Here is a 21,330-nt window from a genome sequence, read left to right as displayed (position 1 = left end):
GCCCTTCGTCCCATTCCGACCACGCCCAACTCTCCTAGCTGCTGCAAGCCCTGGACCGGCACTGCGGAACACAGGCCGTGCCTGGGTCGTTTCAGGCGCATGGTGGAGGAAGCAACGCGCTACGTCGCAGTAAAGAAACGGCCCAATCCGTGGGTTATCCTGCTGATAGTGCTGATTCATTTGGGAATCTTCTACGTGCTGATACGTAGTCTCGCCCCGACGGTGGTCGCCTCGGTAGAGGACACGGTCGTGTCCGCCTTCACCGTGACCGTCACTGCGCCCGACGAACCGGAGGAACAGGCGCCCGAACCCGAGGGTGCCCAGGGCGATCCCGGGAAGGACGCCGTCGCGAAGCCGGTCACGGCTCCGACGCCGAAGATACCGGTGCGCCGCGACGACCCCGCACCACGGGCCGCATCGACCGGAACGGCGGATACGTCAGGCGCGCGCGATGACGGCGACGGGACCGGCGCGGCAGGTTCGGGTCTCGGCACGGGCAGCGGCAATAGTGGCACGGGCCGTGGAGGCGGCGCCGTGACGAAACCCGAAATCATCTCGGGCACGCTCAACTCGGCGCGCGATTTTCCTGTGCCGCCCGGCGGCAGGGAAGCGCGCATCGGTACATCGGTGATAGTCAAGGTCACGGTGCTGCCCGATGGCCGGGCGACCAATTGCTCGGTCTACCGGCCGAGCCCCTTTCCCGACACCGATGCGGCGGTGTGCCGCCTGGTGGTCGAAAGGCTGCGCTTCCGGCCCGCGACGAATGCCGCGGGCGAGCCTGTCGCCGCGCCGTTTTACTACCAGCAGCGCTTCTTCAACTGAGCGGTTCGAATGCGGTGAGGACGCGGACGAGTTCCTGACGACCGTAGGGTTTCGTCAGCAGGCCGCTGGCTCCCAGCTCTTCCAGCCGGTCCTTCATCTCGCCATAGCCGGTTGCAAGCCAGAACGGCACGCCGAGACTCGCGAGTTCCTGCGCGACCCGTTCGCTCGATTCCTTGCCGAGATTGTAATCGAGAATGGCGAGGTCCGGAGCCTCTTTGCGGATCGAATCGAGCGCAGTAGCCACGCTGCTTTCGACGCTGATCTTTCCGACACCCAGATCGCGCAGGCAATCCTCTGTGTCGAGGGCGATGATCATGCTGTCTTCGACGAGCAGGACGTGCTGGGGCAATTCGCCAATCTCCTCGGGCAGGTTGGACTTCGTGCTTGTCGGGCTGGGTGTGGTGCCCCGGCTCTTCCACTCCACGAAACGTGCGGGCACGCAGAAGCGGGCCTTTACGCCTTCGAGCCGGTATTCGACCGAAGCCTCCCCATCGAGTTCATAGGGGATCGAGCGATCGATGATGGTGCTGCCGAAGCCCCGCCGCTGGGGCGGTTTGACCGGCGGTCCGCCGCTTTCGCACCAGTCGATCACCAGGTCGCCATTGTCCTGACGGGCGACGTCGATCGACAGGCTGCCGCTCGAATCGCTGAGCGAGCCGTATTTTGCGGAATTGGTGATCATCTCGTGCATCACCAGCGCGAGCACGGTGTACGCCTCCGGGGAGATCATGGCTTCGGGTCCGCGTAACTCGACCCGGTCGGTCTTGCCGGCCAGATAGGCTTGCGCTTCGCTCTCGATCAGTTCGGACAGCGGTGCCGCGCTCCAGTTGCCCTTGGTGATGTTGTCGTGCGCCATCGCCAGCGAACTGATCCGTCCGCCGATGATTTCGGCAAAGCTCTCGATATCCTTCGCCTCGCTACGGGACTGGTTGATCAGGCCGCGGATGAGGTTGAGGATATTGCGCACCCGGTGGTTGAGTTCGGCGATCAGAAGTTCCTGTTGCTGCTGCGATCGGGCGCGTTCCTGCATCGCCTCGTCGGTCACGCGCAGGATGATCTCGAGCAGGGTGATCCGCAGGCTTTCTGCAATCTGGCGTTCGATCTCGGTCCAGGGCGAAGCCCGACCCTCGACCGTTTCCTGCCAGGCTTCGAAGCTCTTGCGCGGGGTAAGCCGCGCGCCGTTGGGACCGAATTCGAGCGGCTTTTCCGGGTTCCCCGCCCAGGTCACCACCTGGGTCAGCGGCTTGCGCCACAAGACGAAATAATCGCGCGGCGTCCGCGAAATGGGAATGACGAGTGCGCCCGCCGCACGGTCGGCGAACAGGGAGGCCTTGGGCAGGCGCTCGGCCAGGGCATGGGTCGCCAGCAACCGGCTGGTCGCCGCTGCATTGAGCGAGGGAAGGATCGCGCGAAACTCTTCCTCGTTGGGGGCGGCCCCGCGGTTGTCGTAGACGTCGTCCATGAAGATGCTGGCACCGTCATGGGCGATGACCTGCTGGATCAGGGGATCGAGCGTGGGGAGGCTTTCGGAGAGGGAGACGCCCGCCGCGATGTCGCGCATCAGGCGGTCATGCACCATGCGCCCCTGCTCGCGCACGGAGGCCTGTTCGCGGGAAATCGCGCGGTCGAGTGCCAGCGAAAACAGCTCCGAAAACAGTTCGATTGCGGTGCGCTGCGAATAGGGCAGGACCTTCGGGCTGTAATGGTGGCAGGCGAACAAACCCCACAACTTGCCGCCGATGATGATGGAGACCGACAACGAGGCTCCGACACCCATGTTGCGGAGATACTCGATATGGATCGGCGAGACCGCTCGCAGCGTGCTCATGCTCAGATCGAGCGGCTCGCCGTCGAGCGAAATGCCCGGTTCTATCGGTACGGGTTCGGCATCGACATCGCTGATGATCCGGAAGCGGTTACGCACGTAAAGCGCGCGGGCCTGGCTGGGAATATCGCTCGCCGGATAGCGCAGGCCCTTGAAGCTTTCGAGATCGGGGCGTTTCGCCTCGGCGATGACTTCGCCGGACAGGTCGTCGTGGAACCGGTAGACCATCAAGCGGTCGATCTCGAGGCTGTGCCGCAGTTGTCGCGCTGCTTCCTCGACGAGGCCGCCGACATCGTCGTATCTGTCGAGCCTGCCCATGACAGGGCGCAGGGCGGCCAGTTGCCGGTCGATATCGCCCGCGACATGGCGCTCGATTTCGAGAACCAGGAAATTCCCCGAGGCATGGAGGGCACAGTCGAATACCGTCCCATCGCCGAGCAGGTCGACGCCGAACAGCCGTTTTACCTGATCGGTAAGCCCGATCATCGCAGCGAGGCTGCGGAGGCGCTGGATCGCCCCATCGGTCAAGAGGCGGTTCAGCGGCATGCCCAGCTCGACCGGCTCCTCCCGGCCCAGCACCTGCGCGCAATTTTGCGAATAATGCGCGACGAACCAGTCCGCATTGACGGCGATCAGCGCCCCAAACGGCTGGATCGCGCCGAGTTGGTGGATGGGTTCGCGATCGCAGCTGCCGAGATCGACTGTTGTTGTGGCGGTGCTCATGCCGCCAGTCTCGATGTCATCAGTTGGTAGCTTGTCAGAAAGGTGATGAACATGCGGCGCGCGCCGGTGATAGCGTGTCCGGCGGTCTCGGCGTCGAACTCTCGTTCGATGCGGGGGCGGAATTCGGCCCAGAACTGCGGCATGGCAGGATCGGACAGAAAACGGTCGGCCACGGCTTCGCCGCGCTTGCGACGGCGTTGGAGAATGGCGCGATTGCCGAGCGAGGAGCCGGCCAGCGCCCAGATTACGCCCAAAGCCTCGCGATGGTCCTGCGGATGGAACGGCAGCATAGCAGCAGCTGGCTCTGCGCCGAGCTCTGCCAGATCCATGGCGATCAAGGGGGACTGCAAGGGCGGGACTGCCTCCGTCGACAAACCCCCCAGCCAGCTTTCCGCTGGCGCCCGCGCGGCATGCTGGATCTCCATGAAAATTCGGTAATCACCCTCGACAGCGAGCGGCGAGAGGTGCGCGTCGAGCGCATCATGCTGCGCCCGTGTGGCAGATTTCAGCATATCCCTGAGGCAGCGCGACGCGGCCATGAATTTCCCCCGACTTCCCGACTGGTCGCGCTATCCGCAATAGCCTAACCCGTCTGCGACACGAGAAGGAAAGTCACGCCAGTCTTTTGAAACACCGCAGTCGCGCGCGGGTTCCCTGAGTATCTCGCTTCAATCGATAAATCGGCTTGCGGGGTCAGCCGCCGCTGCGATCGGTAAGCATCTTCTGGCCTTCGGACCGGATCGCCTTCGAAATCATCGGTTCGACGAAGGACAGCGCCGGCGGCAGGTTTACCTCGAACACGACCTGGCCTTCCTCGACGATCACCTGCCCGTCGATGCCCTGGCCCATGGCTTTGACCGAGAGGGTCATGTGATCCTCGTCCGGCCAGCCGGTCGTCACGTCGGCCATGCCACCTGGTACGAAGTTCGCGATCTCGTGACTACGCGAGCGCAGGCGGCGCCGGACTTCTTCCTTGGGCAGGTCGTGGGCAATGGGGACGCGCATCAGCTTTTGTGCTCCAGTTGGGGGCTGGTTTCGGCGCCTTCGCCGAACTTGTAGTCTAGGTAACGATGCTTGATCGCCAGGTCGTCGAGCGAGCCTTCGGCCAGTTGCCGGGTGATCGAATCGATCTCGCCGCTGATCTTGGCGAGGCTGTCGGTCAACTGCTCGTCGGGCGTGGCGCCCGCGCGCTTCTCGGTCCGCAGATGAGGAGGGATTTTGCGGTAGCTGTCGATCATGCCGGGCAATTGCTCGCCCACCAGGCTGCGGACTTCACGGGCCTTCGGATGGTTCTGGTCGACGCCCTCGAGTTGCAGCCCGAGCGCATCGAGTTGCACGCCCATGTCGCTGACGATCTTCGCCGCAGGCGGGGGCAGGGCGGGCCGCTGGGCCTCGAGCCAGAGCTCGGTTCGGCCGACCATCTGCTGGACATTGCCCTTGTTGATGTCGGCGCGCTTGGGGACCTTGACCTTCTGCGTCAGGACCCCGCCGAACAGCAGCGCCATCATCAGGAACGCGATCATCACGCCCCAGAACCCGATCCCGTTGAGGATGGCCCCGGCAATGCCCGCCGCCACCCAGATGCCGACCAGCCCGATTGCCAGTTGCACCAGCTTCTTCGTCAGGTGCTTCGACCTGATCTTCGCCGACCCCGCCCCGATCGACGGTTCGCGACGGTGACGCCCGCCCAAGCGGTTGTCGTCGCGGATCACGCGTGCCTCGCGCATGATCCGGTCACTGTCGCGGGTCAGGTCGCCCATGGGTTTAGCCTTCGATGCTCAGCAGGCTGCTTTCGCTGACCTGCTTCTGCGCCTGCGCCTGCCCTTCGGCGCGGGCGATGTATCCCTTGGACTTCTCGACCTCGCTCGAAAGCAGGGTGACGGTCTGCTTCATGCTGTCGAGCGCGCGCAGCTTGAAGGCGTCCACCTCGTCCATCGTGTCGTAGATGTTCTGGAAGGCCCGTTGCAGCGTTTCCAGCGGGATCGTGCTGGCGGCGGCCTGCTCGTGGATCTTGCCGGTCTGGTCGCGCAGCATGGTGCTGGTGGAATCGATGATGCCCGCGGTCGTCTCGTTGAGCGCGGTGATCTGGCCCAGGACCAGCCGCTGGTTGGTCATCGCCTCGGCCACGGTCACCGCCGTGCGCAGCGCGCCGACGGTGGTGGTGCTGGCTCGGTCTACGCCCTTCACCAGCTCGACATTGTTCTTCTTCACGAGGTCGAGCGCGAGATAGCCCTGCACGCTCACCGCCATCTGGGTCAGCAAGTCCTGCGTGCGCTGGCGGACATAGAACAGCGCGGTCTCGCGCACGGCCTTCGCCTTGGCCGGATCGGTCGCGTCGAGCTCGGCGGCCTTCTCCTCCAGCTTGCGGTCGAGCGTGTTGGAGATGTGAATCATCTGCTCGAGATTACCCATCGCCTCCCACAGCTTCTGCCGTTCGACGTCGATCGCGGCATTGTCCATGATCAGCTCGTCCTTGCCGCTGGCGAGGTTGCCTAGGATCGACTGGATATGTGTCTGCGCGCTCTGGTAGCTGCGGAAATAATTGGTCAGCTTGTTCCCGAAGGGGATGATGCCGAGGATCTTGCGCGTGCCCGACAACTTGCCGCGCTTGCCCGGGTCGAGGTCCTCCACCACGCGGCGCAGCTCGGCTAGGTTGGCGCCGACGCCTTCGTCCTTGTCCATCGCGCGCACGGGGCGGTCGAGGAAACGGTTGGACATGCCGGCCGCCGCCATGATTTCCTTGCGGCCCATATTGGTCAGCTGGTCGACCTTCTTGCCGAATTCGGGCGAATTGGCGTCCGAAGCGATAAGGTCGGCGACGAAGCCGTCGACCTTGGTTTCGAGCTTGCTCTTCACTTCGTCCGACACGGGCACGAGACCCACGGCCTTTTCAGGAGCCACGGCGGGCACCGGGTCGGGCGGCGTCAGGTCGAATTCGGTTGCGGTCGCAGTCTGCGTCTTGCTGTCGCTCATGATCGCGCGGGTCTCCCAATGGCAGGCGCTGGTTATCTACCACCTGTATTAGGATCGTAAGACACGATCTTCAAGGCAGCTTCGCATTTCTGCGCGCCTTTCGGAATTGGGCAAGCCTTTTCGGCCGAAAAGCGATCGAAATCAGGCCGCTTCGAGCAGGTTGATCGGCTCGATCTCGCCCGACAGGTAGAGGCGCTTGGCCTTGGCGCGGCTGAGCTTGCCCGAGCTGGTGCGGGGCAAGGTGCGCGGCGGTACGAGTTCCACGACGCAGCTCATGCCGGTCACCCCGCGCACCTTGTCCGCGATCTGGTCGCGCAGCTTGATCCGCTCTTCGGGGTCGGACACGCGGCAGTGGACCAGCACGGCGGGCGCTTCCTCGCCGTCGGGCGTGTCGATCGAGAAGGCGGCGATGTCGCCATGGTTGAAGCCGGGCAGCTGTTCCACGGCCCATTCGATGTCCTGCGGCCACAAATTCTTGCCGTTGATGATGATCATGTCCTTCGCCCGGCCGACGATGAACAGGTATCCATCGGCCATGTAGCCCATGTCGCCCGTGTCGAGCCAGACGTCCCCGTTTTCCTTGGCGACGAGGCAGTCGCTGGTCGCTTCCTCGTTGCGGAAGTAGGAGTGCATCACGCTCTTGCCGCGGCACCACACCTTGCCGATCTGGTGATCGCCCTTGGCAATGCCCTTCTCGTCGCGGATCTCGACTTCCATGCCCGGGATCGGCTTGCCGCAGTTGACGATCGCGCGGTAGCGCGCGGGCTTGCTGAGATCGCGGGGGCGGCCCGACAGGCGCTCTTCCTCGACCAGCTCGACGCGGATGCCTTCGCCCGGCGGCATTACCGTGACCGCCAGCGTCGCTTCGGCGAGGCCGTAGCTCGGCGTGAAGGAGTTCGCCTTGAAACCGGCTTCGGCGAAGGCGTTCACGAAGCCCTGCATGACGTCGGGCCGGATCATGTCCGCGCCATTGCCCGCGATGCGCCAGCGTGACAGGTCGAAGCGGTCGCCGACATGGCTCTGGCTGGAAATGCGGCGCGCGCAGATGTCGTAGCCGAAGGTCGGCGAATAGCTGAGCGTCGTGCCCTTGTTGCGGCTGATGAGGTCGAGCCAGGCGAGCGGACGCCGGGCAAAATGTTCGGTCTTGATGTAGTCGATCGAGGCCTGGTTCGCGATCACCGAGAGGAAGCAGCCGACGAGGCCCATGTCGTGATACCACGGCAGCCAGCTGACCACGCGGTCGTTCTCGCGGAACTTCATCGACAGCGAATGGCCGCGCAAATTGTGCAGCAGGGCTTCATGCGTGACGGCGACGCCGGTCGGGAAACGCGTCGAGCCGGAAGAATACTGGAGATAGCAGATATCGTCCGCCTGCGCTTCGGGCAGGTCGCATTCGGGATCGGGACGCAGGGCGAAATCTTCCCAGCTCTGGCCCTCGCAGCCCTGACGTGCGGCAGCGGCGGCGCCCATCTCCCCGATCTCGCCCGGATAAATCAGCATTTTCGGATCGCTGCTCTCCAGCTGCACGGCGAGCTGGTCGATATAGCCTTCCTTGCCGCCGAATCCGGTGGGCAGCGGAAGCGGGACCGGCCACACGCCGGCGTAGACGCAGCCACAGAACAGCGCGGCGAATTCGGCGCAGGTTTCTGCGATCAAGGCCACGCGGTCGTTCTTCGCAATCCCGGCAGCGGTCAGCTGGCGGGCGACCTTCAGCGCATCCTCGCGCATCTGGGCGTAGGTGTAGGCGCGCACCAGCGTCCCGCGCATGTCGTGGAAATTCAGGCCTTTGGCGCTGCGGGCGGCGTAGTCCACCGCCTCGGTGAAGGTCGCGAAGTCCGAAAAGCGACGGGGGAGGTCGCAATCGTTCGGCGTCGGCGTCAATGCGGCGTCGGTCATAATTATGTAGCGATACCCGTGGATAGGGTGGGCTGTCAGGCCACCCTCATGAATCCCAAACGACGCCCATCTGCGTGTGAGCGTCCGCACAGTCTTTCCCAATCGATAAGGACTGTGGCAGGAATATGGCCGATGGCTCACGATGACGCAACGTCCCGGCGCAGAAAGCGCACGCCTAGGCCGCTCGACAAGGGGCGGCTGGAGGAGCTGGCGCTCGCTTATGTCGCGCGTTTCGCCACCAGCGCGGGCAAGCTGGAAGCCTATTTGCGGCGCAAATTGCGCGAGCGCGGCTGGGACGGCGAGGACGAAGCGCCGGTCGCGGATCTGGTCGCGCGCTTTGTGGAAAAGAATTACGTCGACGACGAGGTTTACGGGCGGGCCAAGGCGCAGGGTTTGCTCTCACGCGGCTATGGCGCAAGGCGGGTCGAGGAGGCGCTGCGGGCCGCCGCCATCGGCGAGGACCTGCGCGGAACGCTGGCGCCCGGCGAATCGGAACGGCGCGAGGCGGCCGTCGCGCTGGCACGCCGGCGGAGCTTCGGGCCGTATGGCGCACCGTTGCCACGCGATGCCGAGGCCGCTCGCAAGCTGAGGGAAAAGCGGCTTGCCGCGATGCTGCGCGCAGGCCATGACTTCGACGCGGCCCGGCGGGTGCTGGAAGCCGCCACGGTCGAGGAGCTCGAAACATGGGTCGCGGAATCACAGAACGGGGAATGATGCGGCGCGGGCTTGGCCTGTGCGCGGGCGCGCTGCTGGTCGCCTGTTCCCCGCAACCCGCGGCAGAGGCAAGTCCCGCCGCCGAAGCGACCGAGACGACCGTTCACCCGGTCTCCGGCCTCAAGGTCATTCCGCTGACCGTGACCGGGCGGGGTGGCACGCACAGGTTCCGCGTCGAGGTTGCCGACACGCCAGAAGCGCAGCGCAAGGGCCTGATGTTCCGCACCGAACTCCCCGACGGGGAAGGGATGATCTTTCCCTACGATGGCACGACAGCGCAGAGCTTCTGGATGAAGAACACCCCGCTGCCACTCGATATCATCTACGTCGGGCCGGACGGCCGGATCAGCAATATCGGAGCCATGGCGGAGCCCTATTCGCTCGAACCGGTCTATTCGGTCGGGCCGGTGCTGGGCGTGCTCGAATTGCGCGGCGGCCTCGCGGCGGAACTGGGTATCGAGCCCGGCGACAAGGTCGAATGGTGAGGGGCGTTTTCCCGCAAGCGAATGCTTCCACCGCGCGCGCGAATCCGCTAACGGCCCCCGCATGAGCATCCTCGGCAAGATTTTCACCTGGTGGGACGGCGCCACGATCGGCACCCTCCTGTGGTCCTCGCGCAATGGCGAGCATGTCGGCACCGACGCGCAGGGAAACAAGTACTACCGCTCGAAGAAGCGCGGCGAAGGCCAGCGCGAGCGTCGCTGGGTGATCTACGAAGGCGCGAACGATTCGAGCCGTGTGCCCGCCGAATGGCACGGCTGGCTCCACGGAGCAGGCGACGACGTACCCGAAAGCCATCTGCCGCCGCCGCGCATCTGGGAAGTCGACTACACCCCCAATGCCACCGGCACGGCGGCTGCATACCGCCCCGCCGGCGCGCTGGAGCGGGGCGGCAAGCGTGCCCGCGCGACGGGCGACTACGAAGCCTGGTCGCCGGACGCGTGACCATGCGGCGGGCGCTGGCGCTCCTGTCCGGTGTGGCGCTCCTGGCAGGATGTCAGGGCGAGGTCCCGGAAACGCCGGACGCGGTGGAAACCGAAATTCCGGAAGACCTGCAACAGGTCGAAATGCCGGAGCAGCCTGCCGAGGAGGCCGGTGTCGGCACGCCGATGGCGGAGCGGGTGGCGACCATCGGCCTGCTCAACAAGCGCAACAATGTGAGCCAGGAGCTCGAACTGAAGCCCGGCGAGCAGCGTCGGATCGGCGACGTGATCGTGCGGCTGCAGGCCTGCGAACAAACCGCGCCGTGGGAAATGCCCAAGGAAACCGGCGCCTTCGTGCAGGTGCTGGTGCGCGAGCGTGGCAATGCGGACCAGTTCCGACGGATCTTCTCGGGCTGGCTGTTCAAGAATTCGCCGAGCTTGAACGTGGTCGAACACCCGATCTACGACGTCTGGGTCAAGGACTGCGCGATGAGCTTCCCGGGCGAAGAGGGCGGCTCTGCCCGGGGCGAAGACCGGGGCGAACCCGCTCCCGCCGCTGCGCCTTCTCCTGCGGCGGCTGCACCAGCGCCTGCCGCCGAAGCTCCCGCGGCCGCGGAAGAAGCCGCCGAGTAGCGCGCCATCGCGGCGGGTATCGAACAGCGCGGCTGTCCCATCGCGCCCGACAACAGCTCGAGATAGCCCGCCTGGGGTAGCGCCATCGCGCCCATCGTGGCCAGGTGGTCGGTCATGAACTGGCAGTCGAGCAGCCGGTACCCCGCATCGCGCATGGCCGCGACCAGCCAGGCGAGCGCCACCTTGCTGGCATCGGTCGCCCGGCTGAACATGCTTTCGCCGCAGAACACCCGGTCGAAGGCCACGCCATAGAGCCCGCCGGCCAGTTCGCCGTCCAGCCAGCATTCGATCGAGTGTGCATGGCCGGCGTGGTGGAGCGCATTGTAGCTGGCTTCGATCCGGTGGCTTATCCAGCTCTCCGCATGTTCCTCGCGCGGCTGGGCACAGGCGGCGATGACGCCCGCGAAATCGCGGTCGCAGGTGACGGTGAAGCGGTCCTGCCGCAAGGTCTTCCTGAGGCTGGTCGAAACCCGGAAGCCGTCGAGCGGAATCACCGCCCGCTCGCGCGGCTCGACCCAGTAGACTTCTGGATCGCTGCGATGGTCCGCCATCGGGAACACACCCGCGCGATAGGCCCGCAGCAGCAGGTCGACGGGAATCACATTGGCGGCGGGGGCGTGCATCGAAACCGCCCATACCAGTTCGCGCAGCCATGCGATATGCGCCTTGCCAAGCGCGCGCGCCCATACTAGAGCGCGCCCTCGCTGCAGGGGTGTAGCTCAGCTGGTAGAGCATCGGTCTCCAAAACCGAGGGCCACGGGTTCGAATCCTGTCACCCCTGCCATTTCCCTTCTTCAATGACTTGTGGCCTGCGCACGCGCGGCCTATCGCGCGGGCCATGACAGAAGAAGAAAAGCGTAAAGCCGAACTTGCCGACCGCAAGTTCTACCCGGCCGAAACCGAGGCCGAGTTCGAAAAAAGCCACAAGACGGAAACCCCGCAGACGGCCCACCCCGCCTATCGCCTGGCGTTCCAGGACCAAGACTTCCTGCTGCGCGAGGAATTGCGCCCGGTGCGCTTCCAGCTCGAGCTGCTGAAGCCGGAGATGTTGCTGGAAGAAGCCGGCGTAGGCTCGACACTGGTCATGTACGGGTCTGCCCGCATTCCCCCGCCCGAAGCCGCCGAAACCGCGTTGGAAGGCGCGAAGGACCTGCCGGATGACGAGCGCAAGGTGGTCGAGAGCCTCGTCGCCAAGAGCAAGTATTACACCGAGGCCTACAAGCTGGCCAAGCTGGCAAGCGAAAAGTCGGTCATCGAGAACGGCAAGCGCCAGTTCGTCGTCTGCTCGGGCGGCGGCCCGTCGATCATGGAAGCGGCCAACAAGGGGGCGAGCGATGCCGGTGCGGAAAGCATCGGGCTCAACATCATCCTGCCGCACGAGCAGGCGCCCAACCGCTACGTAACGCCCTACCTCGCGCTCAACTTCCACTATTTCGCGCTGCGCAAGATGCACTTCCTGCTGCGGGCCAAGGCAGTCGCCGTGTTCCCGGGCGGATTCGGTACTTTCGACGAGTTTTTCGAACTGCTGACGCTGATCCAGACCGGCAAGATGAAGCCGATCCCGATCCTGCTGTTCGGCAAGGAGTTCTGGACGCGCGTGGTAAACTTCGAGGCGATTGCCGAGGAAGGCACGATCTCCAAGAAGGATCTCGAGCTGTTCCACTGGTGCGAAACGGCGGAGGACGCCTGGAACTACCTGTGCGAATTCTACGAGCTGGGTTGCTGAGGGCGGCCTAGCTGCCGCTGCGCACGGCCTGGTGGCCGAGCGGGCCATGTCCTTCGCCGAAACCGGGCGCGTTCTCGATCGCGGCATAGATAAAGGCGCGGGCAAGCCGCACCGCATGGGTGAGCGGCTGGCCATGCCCGAGCAGCGTCGCCAGCGCCGCCGACAACGTGCAGCCGGTGCCGTGCGTGTGGCGCGTGTCGATGCGCGCGTGACCGAAGCTGCCGATCTTGCCCGAGGCGGAAACGATACGGTCGATGACTTCGCCGCCTTCCCCATGCCCGCCTTTGGCAAGGATGATGGTGTCGTGCTTCGCGGCGAGTTCGCCCGCGACATCGTAGATATCTTCCTCGGCCAGCGTCTCGCGACCGGTCAACGCCGCAAGCTCGGGCAGGTTGGGCGTGACGATCGTCGCGATATCCATCAGCGCGCCGAAGGCGGCGATGGTCGCCTCGCTGGCGAGCCCGGCACCGCTGGTCGCGACCATGACCGGATCGAACACGATCGGCCCCGCGAAGCTGTCGAGCCGTTCGGCCAGCAACATCGCGATCTCGGGCGAGCCGAGCATGCCGATCTTGACCGCATCGGCGCCGATATCGTCGAGGCAGCTGGCGACCTGGTCGAGCACCAGGTCCGGGTCCATCACTTCCACGCCCTGTACGCCGCGAGTATTCTGTGCAGTCACCGCGGTGATCGCGGTCATGGCGTAACCGCCGAGCATCGTGATCGTCTTGATATCGGCCTGGATGCCTGCGCCGCCCGAGGAATCGGATCCGGCGATCGAAAGGATGCGCGGCGGTGCACTCACGCCGTGTGCTTTCGCGTCGTCGAGGGCGGGTATTTCTCGTGCAGCGCCTTGGCGCGCGTCGGCCGGTCCATCAGTTCGCCGCCGCAGTTGGGGCAGATGTCGTCGAGCGCATCGGCGCATTCGGCGCAGAAGGTGCATTCGAAGCTGCAGATGAAGGCGCCGGGCGCTTCGGCGGGGAGGTCCGTGCCGCAACGTTCGCAATCGGGGCGCATTTCGAGCATCAGGCGGCGTCCCTCACAGCATCGCAGATCCGATCGACCACGGCTTCCACCTGCGCGGCATCGTCGCCCTCTGCCATGACCCGGATCACCGGCTCGGTGCCCGAGGGGCGGATCACGAGACGGCCCTTGCCCTCGAGTTCCTTCTCGGCGTCGGCGATGACGTGCTTCACGGTCGCATTCTCGAGCGGGGCACCGCCCGAATAGCGCACGTTCTTGAGCAGCTGCGGCACCGGATCGAAGACATGCAGCAGCTCGCTCGCCGGCTTGCCCGAGCGCACGAGGCTGGCGAGTACGCGCAGCGCCGCGACCGAACCGTCGCCGGTGGTGGCATGGTCGAGCAGGATCATGTGCCCCGACTGTTCGCCGCCGACGTTGAAGCCGCCTTCCTTCATCCGCTCGAGCACGTAGCGGTCGCCCACCTTGGCGCGCTCGAGCGTCAGGCCGATGCCCTGAAGATACCGTTCGAGCCCGAGGTTCGACATGACCGTCGCCACCACGCCGCCGCCTTTCAGGTCGCCGCGCGCCTGCAGGCGGGTTGCAATGAGCGCCATGATCTGGTCGCCGTCGACCGCCTGGCCCTTCTCGTCGATCACGATCAGGCGGTCGGCATCGCCGTCGAGCGCTATGCCGATGTCCGCGCCTTCCTCCACCACGCGCGCCTTGATGGCGTCGAGCGCGGTGGACCCCACGCCGTCGTTGATATTGGTGCCGTTGGGCGTGACGCCCATGGCGACGACTTCGGCACCGAGTTCCCAGATCGCCGAAGGGGCCACCTGATAGGCCGCGCCATTGGCGCAATCGACCACGATCTTCAGCCCGTCGAAGCGGATGTCGTTCGCCACCGATTGCTTGATCGCGTGGATATAGCGGCCGCGCGCATCGTCGATCCGCCGCGCGCGGCCGATGCGTGACGCCTCGACCAGCAGCGGCTCTTGCTCGAGCAGGAGCTCGATCGATGCTTCGGCCTCGTCCGACAGCTTGAAACCGTCGGGGCCGAACAATTTGATGCCGTTGTCCTCGAACGGGTTGTGGCTGGCGGAGATCATGACGCCGAGATCGGCGCGCATCTCGCGCGTGAGCAGGGCGATGGCCGGCGTCGGCAGTGGGCCGGTCATGATCACGTCCATGCCCACGCTGGTGAAGCCGGCCACTAGCGCGCTTTCCATCATGTAGCCCGACAGGCGCGTGTCCTTGCCGATGACGACGCGGTGCCGATGCCCGCCGCGCACGAAATAGGTGCCGGCTGCCTGTCCGACCCGCATGGCCGTGGCCGCGGTCATCACACCCTGGTTGGTGCGTCCGCGAATTCCGTCGGTACCGAAGAACTTTCGTCCCATGTCGCTCTCGTCGCTCCTGCCTGATTGGCGTTCCGGTCTGGGGCATGGCTCGCGAAAGAAACCCCGTCCACCCCTTTTCGCGCGCGAATTATCGACTAGGTGCAACCCATCGCAGCGCCACGCGTTGCAACAAGCGAACCTAGAGATTCCAAAGCCAGACATAGGGGACCCCCATGGCATTCGACCTGATCGATCTTCCGTATCCCGATACCGCGCTTGAGCCCGCCGTTTCGGCGAAGACGCTGTCGTTCCACCACGGCAAGCACCACAAGGCGTATATCGACAAGACCAATGCCGCGATCGAGGGCACCGACCACGCCGACAAGACGCTCGAAGAGGTCATCGCTGCGGCGCGCGGTTCGAACCAGGGCCTGTTCAACAATGCGGCGCAGAGCTGGAACCACGGGTTCTACTGGCATTCGATGGCGGAAAAGGAAACCAGCGCCTCGGACGAGCTCAAGAGCATGATCGACAGCGCCTTCGGTTCGGTCGACGATCTCAAAGCCAAGCTGGCCGAACGCGGCGCAGGCCATTTCGCCAGTGGCTGGGTCTGGCTGGCCGTGAAGGACGGCAAGCTGACGATCAAGGAAACCCATGACGGCGACACGCTGGCCGACCAGGGCGAGTTCAACCCGCTACTCGTGATCGACCTTTGGGAACACGCCTACTACCTCGACCACCAGAACGCCCGCCCGGCCTATCTGGACGCGGTGAACGGCAAGCTCAATTGGGCTTTCGCCAGCGAGAACCTGGCCCGCGGCAGCACCTGGGCCTATCCGGCCTGAGGCTTTGCCAAGCCATGAAACGGCCCGTCACGCTCCGGTGCGGCGGGCCTTTTTCGTGGTCGCTCAGTCGGCCGGTTCTTCGTTCTCGATGGCGAGGACTTCGGTGCCGAACAGCGGCTCGCCGAAGATGAAGCCGACCAGGTTCGGCCGTCCGACATGGTCGAACAGCGCAGTCAGCATGAGCAGGATGGGGACCGACAGCAGCGCACCGAATACGCCCCACACCCACGAGAAATAGGACAGGGCGATCAGGATCATGACCGGGTTCATCGTGAAGCGCGCCCCGAGGATCGACGGGGTGATCACGTTCGCCTCTATCGTGTGCAGCGCGAGATAGGCGAGCGCCGGAATCATCCCGAGGAAAATCGTGTCGGCCGTGCCAATGCCGAACAGGCCGAGCAGGGTGATCATCACGATCGGGCCGATATACGGAAGGAAGTTCAGCAGCGCGGCAAGGCCGCCCCACATAATCGGCGCATCGACGCCCAGCGCCCATGCGCCAAGCGCGACGACCACACCCACCAACGCGTTGATCCAGCCCACAGTGAGGATGTAGGAGGCGACCCGTTCCTGCACTTCGCGCAGTACGCGCGCGGCCTTGATGCTGGTGCCGAAACTGGTGCGCCCGAACAGCAGGTGCTGGCGCATGCGCACGCGGGCCTCGATCAGGAAATAGGCCATCAGCAGTGTCAGCACGGTTTCTAGCACGAAGCTGGGGGTGGCGAAGGCCAGTTCCTCCAGCAGGCTCGGGCTCGCCAGCACGACTTCGCGGCCACCCCCGCGGCTCATCAACGAGGCGAGTTGCTCGTTGATCTGGGCCACCCAGGCGAACTGGCGCTGCACCTCGCCGAAGCGCTCCATCACCTGATTGACCATCGCCGGCACGTCGTCGAACAGCGCGACCGCCGGCTGGAGGATCAACGCGAGGGCGAGGAGCAGGATCGCGAAGAAAACCAGCAACGCGACCAGCGAGGCGAGTGCATTGGGTAGGCCCCAGCCGTTGAGTTTGTCGGCCAGCGGCGAGAGGATGACGGTCAGCACCAGCGCGGTGACCACCGGCAGGAACACGACCGAGCCGATCGACAGGACGAAGGGCAGGGCGAAGAACAGGCCCAGCCCGATCAGCAGCACCAGCGAGGAAATGAGGCGCAGTTCCTGCTCGGCGAAGGCCAGCCTGCGCGAACGCGGCAGGTTATCGTCGACATGGTCGAGCGTGGCAGGAGGCTCTGGCGTGTCCATTACGACCTATCTGCCGCGCGCGGCGAATTGTGACAAGCGGGTGAGCGCCTCGGACTTCGTGCTTCAGCTCCGCGCGGCGATGCCGTTGCCGGCCGCCACTTCGTCGAGTTCTTCGAGGATGGCGCGGTGCGCGGCATCGTCGTTGATCGAGCGCTTGGGAATCGACCCATCCTCGAGCATGGCCGTGAGCGCGGCGCGGGCGCGGCCCACGCGGCTCTTAATGGTTCCCACGGCGCAATCGCAGATCGTCGCCGCTTCCTCGTAGGAAAAGCCGCCCGCGCCCACCAGCAGCAGAGCCTCGCGCCGTTCGGGCGGCAGCGTGAGCAGTGCCCGGTGCATGTCGGACAGGTGGATCGGTTCTTCCTGCCCGGCGGGTGCCGTCAGGATCCGCTCCGCCACGGTCTCGTCATATTCGCCGCGGAAGCGATTGCGACGCATGTCGGTGAGATAGGCGTTGCGCAGGATCACGAAGGTCCAGGCGCGCATGCTGGTGCCCGGCTGGAAGCGCTCCTGCGCGGCCCAGGCCTTGAGCAGCGCTTCCTGCACCAGATCGTCAGCCATGTCGGCGCGGCCGCACAGGCCGCGCGCAAAGGCGCGCAGATGCGGCACCACCTCGGTGAGTTCGCGCTTGAAGTCGGCCTGTTCGGAGGCCGTTCGCTGTTCGCCTCCCATCAGTCCTTCGCATCCAGTTTGGAGAGAAGGTCCTTGAAGGCGTCCGGAAGCGGTTCGTCCACGACGGAATCGTAGAGCTGGCGCAGGCCCGAAGCCCATTCGGGCTTGGCCTGTTCCTTCTTCGCCGCTTCGCCGTCCCTGTCCGGTTTGCCTGGCCTTGTAGCTGTCATGTCGATCAAGAATTACCCTCGAATATCGCACGGACCGGTGGTCCCGATGCCGATCCGGTGCGACGAGTTACATGTGTGTGGATGCGCAACGCGCCAATCCCGCGCAGGTTCCCGAGCTCGCACGTACGCGCGGAACCAAAGCCGCTCCGCTTCATAGTATGGGGCACAGGAGAACAGACCTTGAGGGGCCGGGCGCTGGTAGCCGAAGATCTTGAACGCAAGGGAAAGCGCCGGCGCTGGCTGGCCGACTACCCGCGCGCGATCCCCGTGCTGATCTTCTTCCTCGTCATGGCGATCACCATCACGAGCGTTTTCGCGATCGAGCGGGGCGAGGACGAGCGCGAGGCAGCAGAAATCAACCGCAGGGCGCAGGCGATGGCATCCGCGATCGAGCGCCGCGCGTTCACCAGCTCATCTTACCTTCGCGCCGGTTCGGCCTTGCTGACCACGCAGGACGAGATCTCCCCGGACTTGTTCCGCCGGTTCGTCAGCGAGCTGCGGCTCGACTCGGACTATCGCGGCGCCGAGGGCATCGGCTGGGCGCCGGTCATCAACCTCGGCGAGGTGCCGGCCATGGAGGACAGGCTGTCCGAGGGCCGTGTGTCGCGCCTGACGATCCGGCCGACGCTCGACGAGCGTCCGCGCGGCATTCTCGTCCCGATCGTGTACCTCCAGCCCGATACACTGCGCAATCGCCGGGCTCTGGGATTCGATATGTATTCCGAGCCGGTACGCCGGGCGGCGATGGACAAGGCCGAACGCGATGGCTTGCCGACTGCCAGCGGGAAGATCGTGTTGGTGCAGGAAGGGGGCGCAGGGAAACCCGGCTTCCTCATCTACATGCCGGTCTTCGAAAGCGAGGGGCCCGGCCGCGCCCTTAAGGGATTCATCTACAGTCCGTTCAATGCCGCGCAATTCCTGTCGTCTGCGGCCGAACTCATCAGCTACGACGGTGTCTCGGCACGCCTTTATGATATCGAAGATGGGCGGCGCGACCTCCTCGCCGAACTTCCCGGCTGGTTGAACGGCACGAAGATCGTCGAGCGTCATCTGAGATTGGCCAACCGCGACATGCTGCTGGCAGTGTCATCTGGCCGCGAGGAAGCCCTGTCGACCATGTCGATGATCACGCTGCTGTTCGGGCTCGCGGTCGCCAGCCTGCTGATGCTGATCGCGCGGCTGCTGACGCAGCAGGCGCTGGAGGACGGGCGATCGCTCGCCTGGTTCGCGCAGCAGAACTCGATCCGCGATTCGCTGACGCGCGAGCTCAACCACCGGGTGAAGAACACGCTGGCGAACGTCCTGTCGATCGTTTCGCTGACCCGCAGGCGCGCGACGGATCTCGACGAGTTCGCCGAGGGCATCGACGGGCGCATCCGGGCGCTGTCGGCAACCCATGATTTGCTCACCCAGTCCGACTGGGGCACGACGCCGATCCGCTCTGTGGCCGAAGTCGAACTGGCTCCCTACGCTGACGACGAGCAGCACGATCTTGTGCTCGACGGTCCCGATGTGGAGCTGGCGCCCAACGATGCACTCAGTTTCGGGCTCGCCTTGCATGAGCTGGCGACGAACGCTGCCAAATACGGTTCGCTAAGCGTTGCGGGCGGCAAGGTCTCGGTGCGCTGGAGCCCGGTCAACAAAACGCTGGTAAAGGTCGAATGGACCGAGAGCGGCGGCCCGGCGGTCAGCAAGCCCAAGCGGCGCGGTTTCGGCACCGAGCTCATCGAGAAGATCGTCGCGCACGAGCTGCGCCATCCGGTCGAGCTGGTGTTCGACGAGAAGGGCGTACGTTGCACCCTGCTGGTTCCGGTACGCGAGCCGAGCGAGTTCGTATTGCGCCAGGGACCGGGTGGAGCGCGCGGGCACTAGGTTCAGTACCCCAAGCGAGCAGCGCATAGAAAAAGGGCCCGCCGTTTCCGGCGAGCCCCTTCCATTCCTTTAGTGTAGCGCAGTTCAGCCCAGCGGGCGGCTCGAACCGAAGAACAGCGCCTGGCTGATCGCCGCGCGGACCGTCTGCTCCTGGAAGGGCTTGGTCACGAGGTAGGTCGGCTCCGGCCGGTCACCGGTGAGCAGGCGCTCGGGATAGGCGGTGATGAAGATCACGGGCACGCTGCTGATCGCGAGGATATCGTCGACCGCATCGAGGCCCGAAGAGCCGTCGGCCAGCTGGATATCGGCGAGCACGAGACCGGGCGTCTGTTCGGCAACCACTTCCTGCGCCTGCGTCCGGGTGGCGGCGGTCCCGCACACTTCATGGCCGAGCGAGGTGACAAGGTCTTCGAGCTGCATCGAAATGAGCGGCTCATCCTCGATGATGAGGACGCTGGTCGAGGACTCGCGATCGATCTCGCTGACCGCTTCCTGGACCAGCTTTTCAATGTCCGCAGCGGGCATTTCCATGATTTCGGCGGCCTGTTCGATCGAGAAATCCTCGAGCGTGGTCAGCAACAGGGCCTGGCGGTTGAGCGGAGTGATCGACTTGAGCCGATCCTGTGCCGCGCCTTCGTGACCGTCCGCGCCGACCGGTTCGGAAATGTCCATATAGGCGCTGGACCAGACCTTGTTGAATGCCCGGTACAGCGGCACGCGGCCACCTTCGAGCGACTGTTTCAGAGCTTCGTCGGCCAATGCGGCCTCCAGCGTGGCCCGGACGAAGGCATCGCCCGTCGCCTGCGAGCCGGTTAGCGCGCGGGCATAGCGGCGAAGATACGGTAGATTGCGGGCAATGTTATCACCAAGCGACATAAGACCCCTTCAGGTTGTGTGCGCGCATGGAACGCCTTGTTTGCTCGTTGGTTCCTGAATCTTGGGCCTCGTGCAGATTGCGGTCGACAAGACCGGCGAAGGGCTGGCAGAGCTAGCGGGCGCAACGACGGGAGATTCAAGCCGTGCATGACGTGTCCGCCCCCTATCCATGCCGCGAATGCCCCTTGACCGCCTGCCCGGGCCTGCGCCCGCTCGAGCCGCGCCAGCTGGCCTATATGGAAGGCTTCAAGGATGGCGAAACCGCGCTCGAGAGCGGCGATGTGCTCATCGATCAGGGCGAGCAGAGCCACCGTCTCTACACGGTGATCGAAGGGGTGCTGATCCGCTATCGCACGCTCGACGACGGTCGGCGGCAGATCGTCAGCTTCATGTTTCCCGGGGACCTCGCCGGATTGCAGGGCGCGTTCGACGAGCCTGCGAGCCATTCGGTTGAAGCGCTCACCGAAGCGCGGCTGTGCCGGTTCAAGCGCCATGATTTCGTCGAGCTGATCGCAACCCATCCGCGCCTCGGCTACGACATGACCTGGCTCGCCGCGAAGGAGGAGACTGCGCTCGAAGAGCATATCGTCGCCCTCGGCCAGCGCAGCGCCCGCGAACGGGTGGCCTATCTCGCGGTCTGGCTGCTTGATCGGGCGCTGGCGACGGGAATCGCGGCGCGGGACAACGTGCTCCACCTGTCGATCAAGCAGAGCCAGGTGGCGGATATGCTCGGCCTATCCCTCGTCCACACCAATCGCACGATGCGGCAGCTTGAGCGTGAAGGCCTGGTGGTCTGGAAATCGCGCGAAATCTGTGTGCCCGACATGGATGCAGCCTGCGAAGTGGCGCAGTTTTCCGGTCAGGGAACGTCGCTTAGGCCATTCATTTAAAACGGTTTTTCGGGGAAGGCGAAAAAGCGCAAAAAAAATTGCATAGGCGGGGAACCGCTTTTCAGGACAACCATTTAGTCTATGTCACCGCCGAGACCCCCCTCCCGTCCAAGCGGCTGGTGATACGATCCCGAAAGGCCTCCAACGGAAACCCCGTTGGAGGCCTTTTTTCTTGTTGTCCATTGCTCGCCGGCGCGCGGCGCACTTGCGCGAGAACGAAGGCGGGAA

22 protein-coding genes, 1 tRNA gene and 1 pseudogene are annotated in these 21,330 nt (G+C 64.9%); 10 read left to right on the top strand and 14 right to left on the bottom strand.

Annotated elements, in window-relative coordinates:
• Positions 1-99: 99 nt before the first annotated feature.
• Entirely contained in the window at positions 100-822 is a 723-nt protein-coding gene (locus K3172_RS14445) for a TonB family protein (protein WP_221591309.1), read from the top strand.
• Here K3172_RS14445 and K3172_RS14440 read toward each other — a convergent pair.
• The 6 genes from K3172_RS14440 to K3172_RS14415 all read right to left on the bottom strand — a co-directional run bounded on the left by K3172_RS14440 (position 815) and on the right by K3172_RS14415 (position 8,239).
• Positions 815-3,370, bottom strand: coding sequence for an HWE histidine kinase domain-containing protein (locus K3172_RS14440; RefSeq protein ID WP_221591308.1), 2,556 nt, complete (start codon positions 3,368-3,370; stop codon positions 815-817). The genes K3172_RS14445 and K3172_RS14440 overlap by 8 nt on opposite strands.
• On the bottom strand, positions 3,367-3,909 hold the full coding sequence (locus tag K3172_RS14435) for a biliverdin-producing heme oxygenase (RefSeq protein ID WP_221591307.1): 543 nt from the start codon (positions 3,907-3,909) through the stop codon (positions 3,367-3,369). The genes K3172_RS14440 and K3172_RS14435 overlap by 4 nt, the downstream gene beginning before the upstream one ends.
• A gap of 154 nt (positions 3,910-4,063) precedes the next feature.
• Positions 4,064-4,375 carry a polyhydroxyalkanoic acid system family protein gene (locus K3172_RS14430; protein ID WP_221591306.1) on the bottom strand — a complete coding sequence of 104 codons (312 nt, stop codon included), beginning with the start codon at positions 4,373-4,375 and terminating at the stop codon, positions 4,064-4,066.
• Positions 4,375-5,130 carry a hypothetical protein gene (locus tag K3172_RS14425; protein ID WP_221591305.1) on the bottom strand — a complete coding sequence of 252 codons (756 nt, stop codon included), beginning with the start codon at positions 5,128-5,130 and terminating at the stop codon, positions 4,375-4,377. The genes K3172_RS14430 and K3172_RS14425 overlap by 1 nt, the downstream gene beginning before the upstream one ends.
• 4 nt (positions 5,131-5,134) lie before the next feature.
• Positions 5,135-6,343, bottom strand: a complete 1,209-nt coding sequence (locus K3172_RS14420; protein ID WP_221591303.1) for a toxic anion resistance protein — start codon at positions 6,341-6,343, stop codon at positions 5,135-5,137.
• Between the two features lie 141 nt (positions 6,344-6,484).
• Positions 6,485-8,239 carry a fatty acyl-AMP ligase gene (locus K3172_RS14415; protein ID WP_221591302.1) on the bottom strand — a complete coding sequence of 585 codons (1,755 nt, stop codon included), beginning with the start codon at positions 8,237-8,239 and terminating at the stop codon, positions 6,485-6,487.
• A 132-nt stretch (positions 8,240-8,371) separates the two neighbouring features.
• On the opposite strand from K3172_RS14415, the gene K3172_RS14410 reads away from it, so the two are divergent.
• From K3172_RS14410 to K3172_RS15785, 4 genes and pseudogenes are all read left to right on the top strand, one after another.
• Entirely contained in the window at positions 8,372-8,953 is a 582-nt protein-coding gene (locus tag K3172_RS14410; protein WP_221591300.1) for a regulatory protein RecX, read from the top strand.
• Positions 8,923-9,438 (top strand): DUF192 domain-containing protein, encoded by a 516-nt coding sequence (locus K3172_RS14405; RefSeq protein ID WP_247718255.1) that lies wholly within the window; start codon positions 8,923-8,925, stop codon positions 9,436-9,438. The genes K3172_RS14410 and K3172_RS14405 overlap by 31 nt, the downstream gene beginning before the upstream one ends.
• A gap of 61 nt (positions 9,439-9,499) precedes the next feature.
• The gene (locus K3172_RS14400; protein WP_221591299.1) at positions 9,500-9,898 is read left to right on the top strand and encodes an NADH:ubiquinone oxidoreductase subunit NDUFA12; all 399 of its coding nucleotides are present in this window, start codon (positions 9,500-9,502) and stop codon (positions 9,896-9,898) included.
• Between the two features lie 2 nt (positions 9,899-9,900).
• Positions 9,901-10,302, top strand: a pseudogene (locus K3172_RS15785) (DUF2155 domain-containing protein); the annotation flags it as partial.
• A gap of 35 nt (positions 10,303-10,337) precedes the next feature.
• Here K3172_RS15785 and aat read toward each other — a convergent pair.
• A complete protein-coding gene (aat, locus tag K3172_RS14390; protein WP_221591298.1) occupies positions 10,338-11,132 on the bottom strand; it encodes a leucyl/phenylalanyl-tRNA--protein transferase in 795 nt (264 codons plus the stop codon).
• Between the two features lie 85 nt (positions 11,133-11,217).
• Here aat and K3172_RS14385 point away from each other — a divergent pair.
• A tRNA-Trp gene (locus tag K3172_RS14385) sits at positions 11,218-11,293 on the top strand.
• Between the two features lie 54 nt (positions 11,294-11,347).
• A complete protein-coding gene (locus tag K3172_RS14380; protein WP_221591297.1) occupies positions 11,348-12,235 on the top strand; it encodes an LOG family protein in 888 nt (295 codons plus the stop codon).
• A 7-nt stretch (positions 12,236-12,242) separates the two neighbouring features.
• Here the strand turns inward: K3172_RS14380 and thiD are convergent, their stop codons facing one another.
• From thiD to glmM, 3 genes are read right to left on the bottom strand one after another with little or no spacing between them, the layout of a single operon-like run.
• Positions 12,243-13,040 (bottom strand): bifunctional hydroxymethylpyrimidine kinase/phosphomethylpyrimidine kinase, encoded by a 798-nt coding sequence (gene thiD, locus K3172_RS14375; RefSeq protein ID WP_221591543.1) that lies wholly within the window; start codon positions 13,038-13,040, stop codon positions 12,243-12,245.
• On the bottom strand, positions 13,037-13,261 hold the full coding sequence (locus K3172_RS14370; protein WP_221591296.1) for a DUF1272 domain-containing protein: 225 nt from the start codon (positions 13,259-13,261) through the stop codon (positions 13,037-13,039). Before K3172_RS14370 ends, thiD begins: the two co-directional genes overlap by 4 nt.
• Positions 13,261-14,598, bottom strand: coding sequence for a phosphoglucosamine mutase (glmM, locus tag K3172_RS14365; RefSeq protein ID WP_221591295.1), 1,338 nt, complete (start codon positions 14,596-14,598; stop codon positions 13,261-13,263). The genes K3172_RS14370 and glmM overlap by 1 nt, the downstream gene beginning before the upstream one ends.
• A 173-nt stretch (positions 14,599-14,771) precedes the next feature.
• Between glmM and K3172_RS14360 the strand changes: the two genes are divergently transcribed.
• On the top strand, positions 14,772-15,383 hold the full coding sequence (locus K3172_RS14360; RefSeq protein WP_221591294.1) for a superoxide dismutase: 612 nt from the start codon (positions 14,772-14,774) through the stop codon (positions 15,381-15,383).
• Between the two features lie 63 nt (positions 15,384-15,446).
• On the opposite strand, the gene K3172_RS14355 is transcribed toward K3172_RS14360, so the two are convergent.
• The 3 genes from K3172_RS14355 to K3172_RS14345 form a co-directional block, all read right to left on the bottom strand.
• Positions 15,447-16,622: an AI-2E family transporter gene (locus tag K3172_RS14355; protein WP_221591293.1), complete on the bottom strand. Its 1,176-nt coding sequence runs from the start codon at positions 16,620-16,622 to the stop codon at positions 15,447-15,449.
• Positions 16,623-16,685: 63 nt separating this feature from the next.
• Positions 16,686-17,294: a sigma-70 family RNA polymerase sigma factor gene (locus K3172_RS14350; RefSeq protein ID WP_221591292.1), complete on the bottom strand. Its 609-nt coding sequence runs from the start codon at positions 17,292-17,294 to the stop codon at positions 16,686-16,688.
• Positions 17,294-17,464 (bottom strand): NepR family anti-sigma factor, encoded by a 171-nt coding sequence (locus K3172_RS14345; protein ID WP_221591520.1) that lies wholly within the window; start codon positions 17,462-17,464, stop codon positions 17,294-17,296. The genes K3172_RS14350 and K3172_RS14345 overlap by 1 nt, the downstream gene beginning before the upstream one ends.
• A gap of 180 nt (positions 17,465-17,644) precedes the next feature.
• On the opposite strand from K3172_RS14345, the gene K3172_RS14340 reads away from it, so the two are divergent.
• Positions 17,645-19,336 carry a CHASE domain-containing protein gene (locus tag K3172_RS14340; RefSeq protein ID WP_247718253.1) on the top strand — a complete coding sequence of 564 codons (1,692 nt, stop codon included), beginning with the start codon at positions 17,645-17,647 and terminating at the stop codon, positions 19,334-19,336.
• An 84-nt stretch (positions 19,337-19,420) separates the two neighbouring features.
• Here the strand turns inward: K3172_RS14340 and K3172_RS14335 are convergent, their stop codons facing one another.
• Complete coding sequence (locus K3172_RS14335) at positions 19,421-20,212, bottom strand: response regulator (protein WP_221591290.1); 792 nt, start codon at positions 20,210-20,212, stop codon at positions 19,421-19,423.
• Between the two features lie 185 nt (positions 20,213-20,397).
• On the opposite strand from K3172_RS14335, the gene K3172_RS14330 reads away from it, so the two are divergent.
• Positions 20,398-21,102, top strand: a complete 705-nt coding sequence (locus K3172_RS14330) for a Crp/Fnr family transcriptional regulator (RefSeq protein WP_221591289.1) — start codon at positions 20,398-20,400, stop codon at positions 21,100-21,102.
• The last annotated feature ends 228 nt before the right edge of the window (positions 21,103-21,330 follow it).

The organism is Qipengyuania proteolytica, assembly GCF_019711565.1.
GTDB classification, from domain to species: Bacteria; Pseudomonadota; Alphaproteobacteria; order Sphingomonadales; family Sphingomonadaceae; genus Qipengyuania; species Qipengyuania proteolytica.
Note: the sequence above shows the minus strand (reverse complement) of the source record. Positions and strands in the feature narration are given on the sequence as shown.